Origin of the sequence: Methanobrevibacter sp. V14 (genome assembly GCF_963082475.1) — an archaeon.
Classification (GTDB): Archaea; Methanobacteriota; Methanobacteria; order Methanobacteriales; family Methanobacteriaceae; genus Methanocatella.
Genome location: NZ_CAUJAM010000007.1, coordinates 326,684 through 339,996, shown reverse-complemented (window position 1 = coordinate 339,996; position 13,313 = coordinate 326,684). Strand labels below are relative to the sequence as shown.

Annotated in this window: 11 protein-coding genes, 2 pseudogenes and 1 riboswitch; of the genes and pseudogenes, 7 read left to right on the top strand and 6 right to left on the bottom strand. The window is 29.0% G+C overall.

The genetic code is table 11. The features are described from left to right. Positions 1 to 260 precede the first annotated feature (260 nt). A complete protein-coding gene (locus Q9968_RS05680) occupies positions 261 to 1,754 on the top strand; it encodes a cobyrinic acid a,c-diamide synthase (RefSeq protein ID WP_305514315.1) in 1,494 nt (497 codons plus the stop codon). Further along, positions 1,754 to 2,155 carry a hypothetical protein gene (locus tag Q9968_RS05675; RefSeq protein WP_305514313.1) on the top strand — a complete coding sequence of 134 codons (402 nt, stop codon included), beginning with the start codon at positions 1,754 to 1,756 and terminating at the stop codon, positions 2,153 to 2,155. The genes Q9968_RS05680 and Q9968_RS05675 overlap by 1 nt, the downstream gene beginning before the upstream one ends. Here the strand turns inward: Q9968_RS05675 and ribB are convergent, their stop codons facing one another. Then, a complete protein-coding gene (gene ribB, locus Q9968_RS05670) occupies positions 2,156 to 2,839 on the bottom strand; it encodes a 3,4-dihydroxy-2-butanone-4-phosphate synthase (protein ID WP_305514310.1) in 684 nt (227 codons plus the stop codon). It abuts the gene before it with no gap. 44 nt (positions 2,840 to 2,883) lie between these two features. Further along, positions 2,884 to 3,013, bottom strand: a riboswitch (FMN riboswitch). 39 nt (positions 3,014 to 3,052) lie between these two features. Beyond that, positions 3,053 to 3,433 carry a DUF120 domain-containing protein gene (locus Q9968_RS05665; RefSeq protein WP_305514308.1) on the bottom strand — a complete coding sequence of 127 codons (381 nt, stop codon included), beginning with the start codon at positions 3,431 to 3,433 and terminating at the stop codon, positions 3,053 to 3,055. A 226-nt stretch (positions 3,434 to 3,659) separates the two neighbouring features. Between Q9968_RS05665 and tfrA the strand changes: the two are divergent. Next, positions 3,660 to 5,302 (top strand): annotated as a pseudogene (tfrA, locus tag Q9968_RS05660) (fumarate reductase (CoM/CoB) subunit TfrA). Here tfrA and Q9968_RS05655 read toward each other — a convergent pair. Continuing rightward, on the bottom strand, positions 5,295 to 6,599 hold the full coding sequence (locus Q9968_RS05655; protein ID WP_305514374.1) for an amidohydrolase family protein: 1,305 nt from the start codon (positions 6,597 to 6,599) through the stop codon (positions 5,295 to 5,297). The pseudogene tfrA and the gene Q9968_RS05655 overlap by 8 nt on opposite strands. 42 nt (positions 6,600 to 6,641) lie before the next feature. Continuing rightward, positions 6,642 to 6,848, bottom strand: coding sequence for a histone family protein (locus Q9968_RS05650; protein WP_305514306.1), 207 nt, complete (start codon positions 6,846 to 6,848; stop codon positions 6,642 to 6,644). Between the two features lie 229 nt (positions 6,849 to 7,077). Here Q9968_RS05650 and hisG point away from each other — a divergent pair, with 229 nt between their 5' ends. Continuing rightward, complete coding sequence (hisG, locus tag Q9968_RS05645) at positions 7,078 to 7,938, top strand: ATP phosphoribosyltransferase (RefSeq protein WP_305514372.1); 861 nt, start codon at positions 7,078 to 7,080, stop codon at positions 7,936 to 7,938. A gap of 57 nt (positions 7,939 to 7,995) precedes the next feature. Continuing rightward, positions 7,996 to 8,921 (top strand): annotated as a pseudogene (pyrB, locus tag Q9968_RS05640) (aspartate carbamoyltransferase). On the opposite strand, the gene Q9968_RS05635 reads toward pyrB, so the two are convergent. Together Q9968_RS05635 and Q9968_RS05630 are read right to left on the bottom strand one after the other, a co-directional pair. Beyond that, positions 8,914 to 10,083 carry a Cdc6/Cdc18 family protein gene (locus Q9968_RS05635; RefSeq protein WP_305514305.1) on the bottom strand — a complete coding sequence of 390 codons (1,170 nt, stop codon included), beginning with the start codon at positions 10,081 to 10,083 and terminating at the stop codon, positions 8,914 to 8,916. The pseudogene pyrB and the gene Q9968_RS05635 sit on opposite strands and share 8 nt — an antisense overlap. A 634-nt stretch (positions 10,084 to 10,717) precedes the next feature. Beyond that, positions 10,718 to 11,200, bottom strand: coding sequence for a DUF2299 domain-containing protein (locus Q9968_RS05630; protein WP_305514303.1), 483 nt, complete (start codon positions 11,198 to 11,200; stop codon positions 10,718 to 10,720). A gap of 64 nt (positions 11,201 to 11,264) precedes the next feature. On the opposite strand from Q9968_RS05630, the gene Q9968_RS05625 reads away from it, so the two are divergent. After that, positions 11,265 to 12,302, top strand: a complete 1,038-nt coding sequence (locus Q9968_RS05625) for a cobalamin biosynthesis protein (protein ID WP_305514301.1) — start codon at positions 11,265 to 11,267, stop codon at positions 12,300 to 12,302. Next, the gene (locus Q9968_RS05620) at positions 12,299 to 13,309 is read left to right on the top strand and encodes a cobalt-precorrin 5A hydrolase (RefSeq protein ID WP_305514300.1); all 1,011 of its coding nucleotides are present in this window, start codon (positions 12,299 to 12,301) and stop codon (positions 13,307 to 13,309) included. Before Q9968_RS05625 ends, Q9968_RS05620 begins: the two co-directional genes overlap by 4 nt. Positions 13,310 to 13,313 lie beyond the last annotated feature (4 nt).

Genomic DNA, 13,313 nt, shown 5'->3' with positions numbered 1-13,313 from the left:
TTTTTCTACTGAATTACCTAAAATACATGTAGTTTTAATCCATTTCATCAATTATTTATGCAATTCATGAATTCACATTTCTCTATAGGATCTTAAGCATTTCTATTTAAATAATAAAAGCTGAAAGTTAAAGAGCTTTTTTAGGTATAATTGAACTTGAACTTTTTTGAAAATTATATAAATTTCATGATTTTTTACACTTGAAATATACCTTTAAATATTATACTAATAAAAAACAATAGAGTAGTAGAGGTTATTTTATGACAAAGATTGGACTTGCCTATATTAATGGAGCTGTTCCAGGATTTGAAGATTTTGGAAACTTGCCAACCGATGTTGTAGGTGAAAACGGATTAGTTAATGGTAATAAAGCTTCAAAAGAACTTGATGCATTAATAATACCTGGTGGAACATTAATTGAATCAAATGAGATTGATATTCCATTAAACAGAGAAATTAAACATATGGCACGTGATGGAAAACCTATTATTGGCATATGTGCAGGATTTCAATTATTATCAAATCAAATAGATATCGGCCGTAAATCTCCGGTGCCGATTCTTAAAGAAGGTCTTGGAATAATTGATGTTGATTTCTCACCATTGATTACAAGTGACCGTGTAGTTGCAAAAGTATATAATAACTCATTTTTAGTAAAAAACCAAAAAGAAGATGTGACTGGTTTTCATACTCACACTTATGGTAAAGTAGAAGGTGATGCTAAAATTCTGTTTTATTCAAAAGTTCAAAGAATGAATTATGGCGACACTAACAAAAAAGGTGATTATAACCTCTTTTCAGGTGCATGTAACGATGATGGCAATGTTATAGGAACAATGATTCATGGAATTTTAGATGAAAATCCGATTATTGTAAACAATCTATTAGAACAAATAGATGCTACAAATACTGATGAAATTTACAATAGAAACAAGGAGGTTAAAAAATATTTAAAAGGTGAGGTCGGAATCAATACAGGTATTAAAATACCGTCGATTAAAGGAAATAAAATGCCAAAATACTTAATGATCGGAAGTAATGGGTCTGACTCTGGCAAGACTTTCATTTTAACCGGTCTTGCAGGTGCATTAACAAAAAGAGGTTATAAAGTAGCCCTTCTAAAAGTAGGTCCAGATGTACGTGACATTATACCTGGATTATATTTGACCAAAGGAAAAATGGAGGACTTCGCATCTGTCAAAATTGGACATTTAGGTTGGGCAGATATTGAATCTACAATAGACAGGTTGAATAATTCGGACTATGATATTGTACTTATTGAAGGAGTAATGAGCGTGTTTACTGGTATTTTAAATGAAAAAGTTCCTTTTTCAGCTGCTGAAATTGCAATGTCATCAAATATACCTATGATTCTTGCATCAGGCGTGAATAAAGGTGGAATTGAATCTGCAGCAATCGATTTAGTTTCCCATGCGAATATGCTGGAAAAACTTGGAGTTTCAGTAGAAGCAATTTTACTTAACAAGGTCTACAATGATAAGATATTTGATAATGTAGTTCCTTATATTAAAAACAACACACATGTTGAAAATGTTTTAAAACTTCCAAAATTAAAATCTGGAGATATGCGTGGATTTATTCCAGAAGTTGAAATAAGATATGATTTATTTACTTCACATGCAATGGATTTAATAGAAAATAACTTAGATATCGATTCAGTAATTAATATGGCCCATGAAGTTGAATTTAATAAAATTTACTCATTTGATGAAATTAAAAGTAAGGTGATATAATGGCACTTAATTTAAGTCCTGAAAAAGGAGTCAAACTAACTAAAAAAGACAAAACTCATATTTTAAAAAAAATGAAGCATGGTTGGAAAGCAACTTGTTTAATACCGGAATATACTTTTGACGGTGAAGGCAATATTCAAATAGCTTCCGATAAAAATCGTCGTGCTGTAAAAATTGTAAAAATTTTAGATGATGGAATTCACATTGAAAAAGCACTTAAAAATAAAACATTGAGAATATCATATGATAAAGTAGTTGAAATAAACAATTCAAAAGAAGTTCGTGACGGTTTAGAAATTAAAATGAGAGACGGAAAATACGTCTCATTCAGCATTTATAATTCCTATAAAATTAAACAAAATACAAAATTTATTTCAGATTATATAGCTAGTAAAAGCTAGCTATTCTTTTAAATATTCATTGATGATGTCTTCGCCTTTAAGCAATATAAGATTGTTTTTTTCTGCATATTTACAAGCATCGGATATTGAAGTGGCTTTTCCGGTTTCACCATCCATCATCTCACAAACCACACAAACAGGAGTAACTCCAGCCATTTCACATAATGCAAGGCCGATTTCAGTATGTCCCTGCCTATTTTTAACAAGTCCATCTGCTCCTCTTAAAAGACACACATGACCTGGGGATCTAAATGTTGCACCGAATTCATCAAATCTTTTTTCCTTCATCATTAAAGCCATGTCACTTATGGTTCTTGCTCTGTCATGATCTGTTACGCCAGTGAAAGATTTTCTGTGATTAACCCAAATGGAAAATGATGACCTATCATCATATGGAATATCATTTGGTGCAAGTTCACTAAGTTCTGGATATTTTTCACTAGCTGCTTGCATAATGTCAACCATAAACGGCAAATGAATTTCATCACAAAAATCAGAATGCAGGCAATTGCAGATTAAACCACCAGCATCATTTCTCATGGTTGCAATTGATTTAGGATTTACAAATTCAGAAGCGATAATCATATCAACTTCCCCTTCCCTATCATCATCATCGAAAACCAGTACAAATTCTCCATTTCTAATTGCTTCGAAAGCTTTCTCTAATTTTGTTTCATGATTCATAGTAATATCTCCTTATTTACTAGAACCAGGGCTAAAAATAACTATTATCTTCTCTTTCATCCGGACTATCACCGTCGGTTTTGGAATCTCACCAAATCAACACCGTTGTGCTCGTGGACTTATTTTTTTAAAATCACCACCGGTGGAGACTTTCACTCCGCCCTGAGAACGTATTATCAAATATATTATTAATAGATAAAATACTTTATGGTATTACAAAAAAAACTCTATTGATAAAATGTCACCATCCTTAATAGATTTTATATCCCTTAGCTTATCCTTGCATATAAATTCCAAATAATTTTCTTCATGAGTTGTTTTAGCTGGAAACACAATAGCTCCTTTAATTTCATCATTTAAAATGGCTTTAATATATTTTACAGCACCAAAACCTTCATCAGGTTTTATTAAGTTTTTACAATTGTTTTTCAGTTCATTTATATTGTCTAAATACTTTTCATTAATAATTAAATTTAATGTTCCAGGAAATGGTATAAATCCCAAATTTTTTTCAAACTCTTTAGTGTAAAATTCCTGTGATAAAAAATATGCCGCTTTTCCAAAACCCGTTGTAACTTCACCCTCAATTTTCATCAAATACCTTCCAATTAAATTACATAAATAGACAAGACTATAAAAAATTTTTACCATATCTTCAATTAAACAATATTAAAATATTAAACACTTAAATATTATCTGAGAAATATAGATTCAATACTAATAATTAATTATTTTTGATTAATAAATATTTTTGAAGAAATTTATTTAACAATAAAAAAACATAACAAGTTATTAATAAAAATTTTACAGGGTAATGGAAATGGAAATAAAAACTATCTCAACAGATGTATTAATTATCGGATCTGGCGGAGCAGGTTCAAGGGCAGCTATTGAAGTTGATGATTCAGGTTTAAAAGCAATAATTGTGTCAAAAGGTCTGTCATTTAGGTCTGGCTGTACCGGAATGGCAGAAGGAGGATACAATGCAGTATTCAAAACTGTTGATAAAGACGACTCAACTGATGCACATATATTTGACACATTAAAAGGTGGAAGCTATTTAAATGATGAAAAATTAGTCGAAATTCTTGTAAATGAATCTCCGAAAAGGCTAATTGACCTTGAAAACTACGGCGCATTATTTGACCGTCAAGAATCAGGAAAAATAGACCAAAGACCTTTTGGAGGTCAAACCTATAGAAGAACTTGTTATCAGGGAGATAGAACTGGTGCAGAATTATTAAATGCACTTAAAGAAGAAATTATTAAAAGAGACATTGAATGTATCGAAGAGGTTATGATATCCTCTTTAGTTAGTGATAAAAACCAAGTTATCGGTGCAATAGGCCTTAGATTAAAAGATTCCACCATAATATACTTTAAAGCTAAAGCCGTTATCCTTGCAAGTGGAGGAGCTGGACAATTATACCCTGTAACATCCAATACCTTTCAAAAAAACGGAGATGGTTATGCAATAGCTTATCATGCTGGAGCTGATCTATTAGATATGGAACAAGTGCAATTTCACCCAACGGGTATGGTAGCACCGGAATCCAAAAAAGGAGTGCTTGTTACAGAAGCTGTAAGGGCAGAAGGGGGAAAACTCATAAACCGTGATGGTGAAAGATTCATGAGTAAATATGCTCCTGAAAAAATGGAATTGGCAACACGTGATGTTGTTGCAAGATCTATCTATCAGGAAATCGTAGAAGGTAGGGGAACTGAAAATGGTGGAGTATACCTTGATATTTCACATTTAGATGATGAGTATATTGAAGAAAAATTAGAAACAATGGTTTTACAATTTGAAAATGTTGGTGTAGACATTAAGCATGGCCCAATTGAAGTTGCTCCAACAGCACATCACTTTATGGGTGGTTTGAAAATCAATCCTGATGCATCAACTTCATTGAAAAATCTTTTTGGAGCGGGTGAAGTCTGTGGAGGAGTTCATGGAGCTAACCGTTTAGGTGGAAATGCTTTAGCTGATACCCAAGTATTCGGTAAAATCGCAGGTGAAAGTGCAAGTAAAATAGCTAAAACAACTGAACTGAAAAGCAACTATGAAATGGTTAAAGCAGAAGCTTCAAGAATAGAATCTTTAATCAAAAAAGGTTCGATTAAACCAAAAGAATTTAAAAATAATATTAAAAAATTGATGTGGGAAAAAGTAGCTATTGTACGTGACGAAAAAACCTTAAATGAAGCATTAGCCAAACTTCAGGAAATGAAAAAGAAATTGTTAATTTAGATGTTAAAAATACAAAGCAATATAATGATGATTTATTAACTGCATTGGAAATAATTAATATGGTCGATATTTGTATTTTAACTGTGAAATCAGCAATATTGAGAAAAGAAAGTCGTGGGGCACATTATAGAAGCGATTTTCCTGAAACCAAAGATGAATGGAAAAAGAGCATAGTAATAAATAAAAATGAAATAAAATTCGAAGCTAGATAGCTTCTTTTAATTCTTTTATAGCTTGTCTGGCTTTGGCATAAATTTCATCTTCATCTAAAGTAGTTAATTTTTTATTTTCCATTAAAATTTTACCATTGCAAATAGTGGTGTCAACATTAGAACCGTTTGCTGAATAAACAATATTAGATGACAAAGCTGAACTATCTGGTGTCATATTAGCTGAAGCCGTGTCAATTAAAATAATGTCTGCTTTTTTGCCGACTTCAATAGAACCAACCTCATCACTTAAACCTAAAGCTTCAGCACCTTTAATGGTTGCCATCTCAATTGCTTCATCTGAATTTAGGACTTTAGGATCAGATGTGGATACTTTTTGAAGCAAACTTGCTGTTTTTAACTCTTCTATCAAATCCAAATTATTATTTGAAGAAGCGCCGTCTGTTCCAATAGCCACACAAATATCATTTTCAATTAATTTTGAAATAGGTGCAATTCCTGAAGCTAATTTCATGTTACTGCAGGGATTATGTGAAACTTTAACATTGTGTTTTTTAATTATTTCAATTTCTTCGTCACTGAGCCATACACAATGTGCTGCTATAACATCCGGACCTAAAAATCCTATTTTTTCTAAATATTCGAATGGCCTTAGACCTTTTTCTTCTAAAATATCCTTTATTTCTTTTTGAGTTTCAGAAACATGAATATGAATTCCCATATTATATTCATCCGCTAACTGACGAACTTTAATTAATAATTCTTCAGAAGCAGTATATGGGGAATGTGGACCAAAGAAAACTTTAATCCTTCCATCTGCCATGGCATTGCAGGCATTGTATAAAGCTAAATTTTCTTTAATCTCAGATTCTCTTTTATCAGCATCCCCAAAGTCTATCATTCCATATGACAAAACTGCCCTTAAACCAGAGACATCCATTGCACGTGCAACATCCTCCATATAAAAATACATGTCACTAATGGTTGTTGTTCCTGATTTAATTAATTCAACTGCTGCTAAAAGAGCACCAATATAACAATAATCACCATTAAGATTTGCTTCTATTGGCCAAATATGATCATTTAACCAACTATCAAAACTTAAATCATCTGCTAAACCTCTAAATAAAGTCATGGATAAATGAGTATGAGTATTAATAAATCCTGGAAGTAATATTTTACCTTCTGCATCGATTACTTTATCAATATTACTTTCATCAATTTCATCGGAAATTTCTGCTATTAAATCATTTTTAATCAATAGTGATTGTTTCTTATTTTCAAAATTATTCGGGTTTAAAATTAATGCATTTTTGATTAATATAGTATTATACATAATAACACCTTAAAAAAAAATAAAAAAAAGTTAGTTAAAAACTATTTATAAGTTTTTGATAGCTAATTTAATATCTTCTGCTTTAACAGTTTTACGTTTTGCGATTTTAGCAACGCTGTTTGCTTCTTTAGCAACATTACGTGCAACTTCTTCTAAGTATGCAGCTAATTCATCCTTTGCATCTTCGCTGACTCTTTCAGCACCAGATTCTTTAATGATTCTTGCGATAGGAGCTTTTGGTATTTCAGACATAGTTTTCACCTCACAAAATTCAATTATAACTTATTATTAGTACCATTAATAATAAGTTAAATAACAATATAATACATCTTAATATTTAAATATTTTGTTTAATTTCAGTTATAATTTAAAAATGAGTTATAAAAATTAGAGATAAAATAAAAATAAATCTAAAAGTTAATAAAATATTAATAAAATGATTAATATATTATTATCAATAAAAAAAATCTGAGAAGATATGATGAAAATTAAAATTGCCGTTCCTTCAAAAGGAAGAATTAGTGAACCTTCTATAAACATATTAGAAAAAGCAGGTTTAGGATTAATCGATAAAAATAATCGTAAATTAATTTCTAAAACATTTAATGAAAATATAGAAGTCATGTTTGCAAGAGCGTCTGATATACCTGAATTCGTCAATGATGGTGTTGCAGATATGGGAATAACTGGTGTTGACTTAATTAAAGAAAGCGAATCAGATGTTAGTGAATTATTTGATTTAAGATTTGGACAAACAAAATTAGTCTTTGCTGCTCCTGAAGAATCTGATATAAATTCAATTAAAGACATTAAAGAAGACATGAAAGTGGCTACTGAATTTCCAGTTTTGACTAGAAAATACTTAAATGAAAAAGGATTGGATTTGAAAATTGTTAAATTAAGTGGATCTACTGAAGCAGCTCCATTTATTGGCATTGCAGATTTAATTACTGACTTAACAAGCACTGGAACAACTCTTAAAATGAATCATTTAAAAATTATCGATTCGATTTTGGACAGTACCATTAAACTCATTGCAAATCATGATAGCTTATCTGAGAAAAAAGAGTTAATTGAAGCTGTCAGCACAAGTATCAGAGGTGTGCTTGATGCTGATAGGAAAAAATTAATTATGATGAATGTTGATGAAATTGATTTAGATAAAGTCAAAGAAGTTATGCCATCAATGGGTGGTTTAACAATGTCTAAAGTATTATCTGGTGAAAATACTGTTGCTGTACAAGCTGTAATTGATGAAAAACAAGTATTTGAACTTGTAAACGATTTAAGAAATGCTGGTGCTCGTGATATTTTAGTTGTGCCAATTGAAAGAATAATATAAACATTATTACTAGGAACATCAAAGTTTAAAATAGTTATATAAAAAGGATTTGATTAAATGTTTAGATTAAAAAATATAATTTCAATAAAAGACTTTGAAAGAGAAGATATTGAATATATTCTCGAAGAAGCATCTAAACTAGAAAATATTGCTAAATCAAAAGAAGTTTCAGAGGAATTAAAAGGAAAAATATTAGGTTTAATGTTTTTTGAACCATCTACAAGAACAAGAATGTCATTTGAAACAGCTATGAAACGTTTAGGTGGAGAGGGCATTGGTTTTGAAAATAGTAGATCCAGTTCCGTGTCAAAAGGTGAAAGTATTGCTGATACTGCTAAAATGTTTGAAGGATACTGTGACGCTTTAGTTATTAGACATGAACTTGAAGGGGTTTCAAAATTCATATCAGATATTGTGGATGTTCCGGTTATCAATGCAGGTGATGGTGCAGGACAACACCCAACTCAAACATTGCTTGATTTATACACAATTAAAAGAGAAATAGGTCAAATTGATAATTTGAAAATAGCTTTAATTGGAGATTTGAAATTTGGTCGTACAGTGCACTCCCTATCAAATGCTTTAGGATTATTTGAAAATATTAAAATTTATTTAGTATCTCCGCCTGAACTTAGAATGTCTCAAGAAATTCTTCATGATTTAAATAAAACCAATGTCAGATATGAAGAATCAGATAACATTGAAGATGTTATTGATGATATTGATATTTTATATATAACCAGAATTCAAAAGGAACGTTTTGGTGACATTGAAAAGTATTTGAAAATTAAAGGTGCTTATGTTATTAACAAAAAATGTTGGAAGGCAAAGATTTGATAGTTATGCATCCTTTACCTAGAATTGATGAAATTGACAGTGATGTGGATAATACTAAATACAATAAATATTTCACACAAGCTGCAAATGCAGTACCTGTGAGAATGGCAATTTCAAAAACATTAATTAAAAACAATCCTAAATAGTATAAAAAGCTGTTTCCAGTAAGTTTTCATCACATTGAAGTTTGATAATATTGGTTCTTCCTTTTCCACGTCCACGTGAAACCGTGTTGGTTGATATTAAACCTAATAATTCAAGGTCATTAATAAAATCAAATATTCTTCTATAAGTTACAGCGTCTTTTTTAGAAATATCTGTGTATGTCTCATATAGTTTACCTGAGGTAATTTCTTCATTTTTCTTTGTTAAATTCAAAATAGATTCTAAAAGTCTTTGTTGTTGAAGTGGTAATGTAGATAAAATTTCACTGACTTTATTGTGTTCTATTCTATCTTTAGCTTTTCTTACATGATTGCTTGTCACTTTTTTTGAAGATTCGTCAAATGCTAATTCACCAGCATTTTTAAGTAAATCTAGAGCATATCTTGCATCACCTTCTTCTTTAGCGGCCATTGCTGAGCATAATGGAATCACATCAGATTCTAAAACATTGTCCTTAAATGATAGCTCAGCTCTTTCAGATAAAATATCTGATAATTGATCTGCTCCATATGGTGGAAATACTATTTCTTTATCATTTAAACTACTTGTTACTCTTGATTTAATTAAATTTTTAAAGTCCAAATAATTACTAATTGATAAAACCGATACATTATCTGTTCTTGTCAGGGTATATAAAATCCCATCCCCATCTTTATCAAGCAATATATCAATTTCATCTAAAATAACAATTAAAAGTAATTTACCTCTATGGATACTTGGTCTTTTAAAAATATTTCTAAATGTATTTACAACTTCAGCTTTTGTCCAGCCACGATTTGGTACATCACGTCCAAGTCTATTACATAACTCAGCAATGACTTGATATTCTGTTGTATAATCAGTACATCTAATATGTTCAATTTTAACAAATACATTTTCATTATTTGCAAATTCCAGCAGTTGTTCTCTTGCAAATTTAGAGGTAGCTGTTTTTCCAGTACCTGTTTTACCATATAAAGTAACATTTGATGGAGTAACCCCATCTAATACATCAACCCAACATTTTGCAATTTGCCTTATTTGTTCATCTCTATGTAGTAATTTATCTGGTAAGAATCTATGATCAAGAGGTGTTTTATTTTTAAAAATATTGTTTTTCTTAGACCTCCCAATAAAGTTTTCATCTTCAAAAATATTTCCCATGTTTTCACCTAAAAAATAAAATTATAAAAAAATATGATAAGTATAATTTCCAGTGTTAATATATTAAAAAATATTTAATAAAGTTTTTTATTACAAACTTGTAAAAATGTATGAAAAAAACATTATTTATAAAAATTATTTTAATTAAATTGATTATTTAATGAAATACTAATTAAAATCAATTATAACCATGAAATTAATATTAATATTAATTTATTCTTTTTAAATAAATATAAGAAAATTAAATTTTAAATATGAAATAGTACAATTTCAAATATAAGATAACAATTTCAAGTGTAATTTTTTAAGAAAAATAGTATCTATGAACTTTTAGATTAACCTAAAAATATTAATTTCAAAAATATTATCATCATTTAACATTAACAGAGAGAGGTGTATTTCAAGTGTAATGCTTTTCATGTGAAAAGCTAAAATGAAGACATACATTTCAAGTGTAAAAAAATCAAAATCGCGTGAAAATACTTTAAATCAATAGATAATAAATAAAAATTCTTTAAATTAAAAAATAAGAAAAAATAATAAAGATAAATTTCAAGTGTTTACACTTGAAATACACCTCTTCAATCTTAATATATCCTCGAAAAGGTTACACTTGAAATGCACCCCCCTGTCTCTAAATGAACATGTCATTTTCATTAGAGGAAGTTCCAGTGATGTTAGGTCTGGTGAATTTTTGGTCAATTAACCAAACACATTGTAATTTAGCTTTAAATACTCTTTTAATGGTTTTAATTAATTCATGTTTAGTCAAACCATCTTCAAATATCTGATCTGTAACAACAAATTGTTGTAATATATCTTGCACAACTCTAAGTTCAAAATCAACTAAATAACTGTTTAAACTAAAATTTAATGCCATGATGAAATCCTTTTTAGTTAAAGCGTCAGCATTATTCATTAAATTTAAATGTTCTTGAGCAACTTTAGTAGCACAGGCAATAAGAATAAAATCTTTACATTTTGGTTTAATAACTTCCATTATATTATCTTTTGGAAACTCAATAATAAAATGAAAATCTGCATTTTCATCATATCTGACTTCACGTATGAAATCTTCTTCAGATAACCATTGTTTTACATTTTCTTCAATGCTCATAATATCATCTTATTTAAAAAAATATATAATAAATTATTTATTTTTTTATTATATATATTAAACTATGATTGAATATATTAATTTATTTAATGATATATTATTAATAAAAATAAACAATATCACCTCTCTAAACATGTTTATATTTATTGTTTCAGCTTTAATATTTTCATTAGTTATTGATATTGCATTTGGTGAATTGCCAACAAAAATTCATCCTGTTGTTATAATAGGATTAATAGCCAATTTTTTCAAAAAAATATTTATAAAAATTGAAAACAGATTATCCGGATTGTTGGTTATTGCTTGTGTGTGCTGTGTCTCAAGTGTAATATTATACATTATATATTTAATTTCATCAATAAACATCATATTTTTATTTATCATATTCACAATACTGTTGTCATCCACATTTTCTGTTAACATGCTTTTACAAACTGCTGCTGACATTAAAACCGCATTATACGATAATATTGATAAAGCAAGACAGTTAGTATCATATCTTGTAAGTCGTGATACTGATGAATTAACAGAATCATTTATTGTTTCAGCTGCAATTGAAAGTCTAACTGAAAATATAACAGATTCATATGTTGCTCCAATTTTCTATTATTTTATTTTCGGCATAGTAATATTGCATTGTACTATAAATAATCAGTTGTTTTATTTGTTGTTAATTCCAATGTTGTATAGAATTTCAAATACACTTGATGCGATGATTGGTTATAAAACAGACGAACTGATCAACATTGGTTTTTTTCCAGCTAAAATCGATGATGTTTTAAATTATCTTCCATCAAGAATTACAGGAATATTCATCGTGTTTTCAGCTTATCTGCTTAAGTTAGATGGAAAAAATGCATTTAAAGTAATGATTAGAGATGCAAGAAAATGTCCTTCACCTAATTCCGGTTATACAATGGCCACTACTGCAGGAGCATTGAATATCCAATTGATTAAAAAGGGAACATATATTTTAGGCGACAATAACAAATGTATAACTAAGGAAGATATTTCAAAAGCAGTTAAATTGTCAAAATTAAGTATTTCATTATATACTCTGACAATTGTTTTATTATTTATATTAATATTTGTGATATTATGAAAATAGCAATAATTTCTGTATCGGATAAAGGTCAAAAATTAGCAATTGATTTAAAAAAAAGGTTAGAGTTAGATTCAACTATAATTAAAACTGATTTATATCATAAAAATGTTAAAAATTATTTTCCAATATTATTCCATGAATATGATGCAATTGTAGCTATTATGGCATCTGGAATATTGATTAGATCTATTGCACCATTAATAGAATCTAAAGTAACTGACCCTGCTGTATTGAATATTGATGATAATGGTAATTTTGTAATATCCACACTTTCAGGTCATCTTGGTGGTGCAAACGAGTTAACACATAAAATTTCCAAGTTAATTGACGCAACACCTGTCATTACAACGTCAACAGATGTGAATAAAAAATTAGGCATTGATATTTTTGCACGTGACTTGTATTTATCAATTGACAATACAAAAGAGATTTTATACTTTAATAAAGCTATTTTAGACGGCAGGGAAATTTCTTTAACAATTAATCCCAATTGCAATTTTGACTACTTACATGAATATTTAAATAATAATACACTTGAAATCAATGTCTCAATTTATTATTCATCAAAAATAAATACACATGAAATACATGTTTGCTTAGATGAACATAAAATAATATTAAAAGAGAGAAAAATAGTTGTTGGAATTGGATGTAAAAGAAACAAGGAATGTAAATTTATTTATGATGCCTTAAAAAAATCATTAATTGAATTGAATATTTCAACTGAAAGAGTAAACATGCTGGCATCAGCTGAAATTAAGAAGGACGAAAAAGGCATATTGGAATTATCTGATAAATTAAATGTACCGGTTAATTTTGTTGAAATAGATAAATTAAAGCTATTTAGTTCAAATGATGTTAGTAAATCTGAATTTGTAAAATCAAAATTTGGAATTTATGGTGTTTGTGAACCTTCAGCTTTAATAACCGCCGGTTTTGATTCAAAACTGATTTATAAAAAAACTTCTTACAATGGTGTTACAATAGCTATTGCTGTTTGTTAGTTAA

Bases quoted from the DNA above. Each gene is read 5' to 3' on its own strand.
- Q9968_RS05680 (WP_305514315.1), top strand. From the start codon at position 261: ATGACAAAGATTGGACTTGCCTATATTAATGGAGCTGTTCCAGGATTT.
- Q9968_RS05675 (WP_305514313.1), top strand. From the start codon at position 1,754: ATGGCACTTAATTTAAGTCCTGAAAAAGGAGTCAAACTAACTAAAAAA.
- ribB (WP_305514310.1), bottom strand. From the start codon at position 2,839: ATGAATCATGAAACAAAATTAGAGAAAGCTTTCGAAGCAATTAGAAAT.
- Q9968_RS05665 (WP_305514308.1), bottom strand. From the start codon at position 3,433: ATGAAAATTGAGGGTGAAGTTACAACGGGTTTTGGAAAAGCGGCATAT.
- Q9968_RS05650 (WP_305514306.1), bottom strand. From the start codon at position 6,848: ATGTCTGAAATACCAAAAGCTCCTATCGCAAGAATCATTAAAGAATCT.
- hisG (WP_305514372.1), top strand. From the start codon at position 7,078: ATGAAAATTAAAATTGCCGTTCCTTCAAAAGGAAGAATTAGTGAACCT.
- Q9968_RS05635 (WP_305514305.1), bottom strand. From the start codon at position 10,083: ATGGGAAATATTTTTGAAGATGAAAACTTTATTGGGAGGTCTAAGAAA.
- Q9968_RS05630 (WP_305514303.1), bottom strand. From the start codon at position 11,200: ATGAGCATTGAAGAAAATGTAAAACAATGGTTATCTGAAGAAGATTTC.
- Q9968_RS05625 (WP_305514301.1), top strand. From the start codon at position 11,265: ATGATTGAATATATTAATTTATTTAATGATATATTATTAATAAAAATA.
- Q9968_RS05620 (WP_305514300.1), top strand. From the start codon at position 12,299: ATGAAAATAGCAATAATTTCTGTATCGGATAAAGGTCAAAAATTAGCA.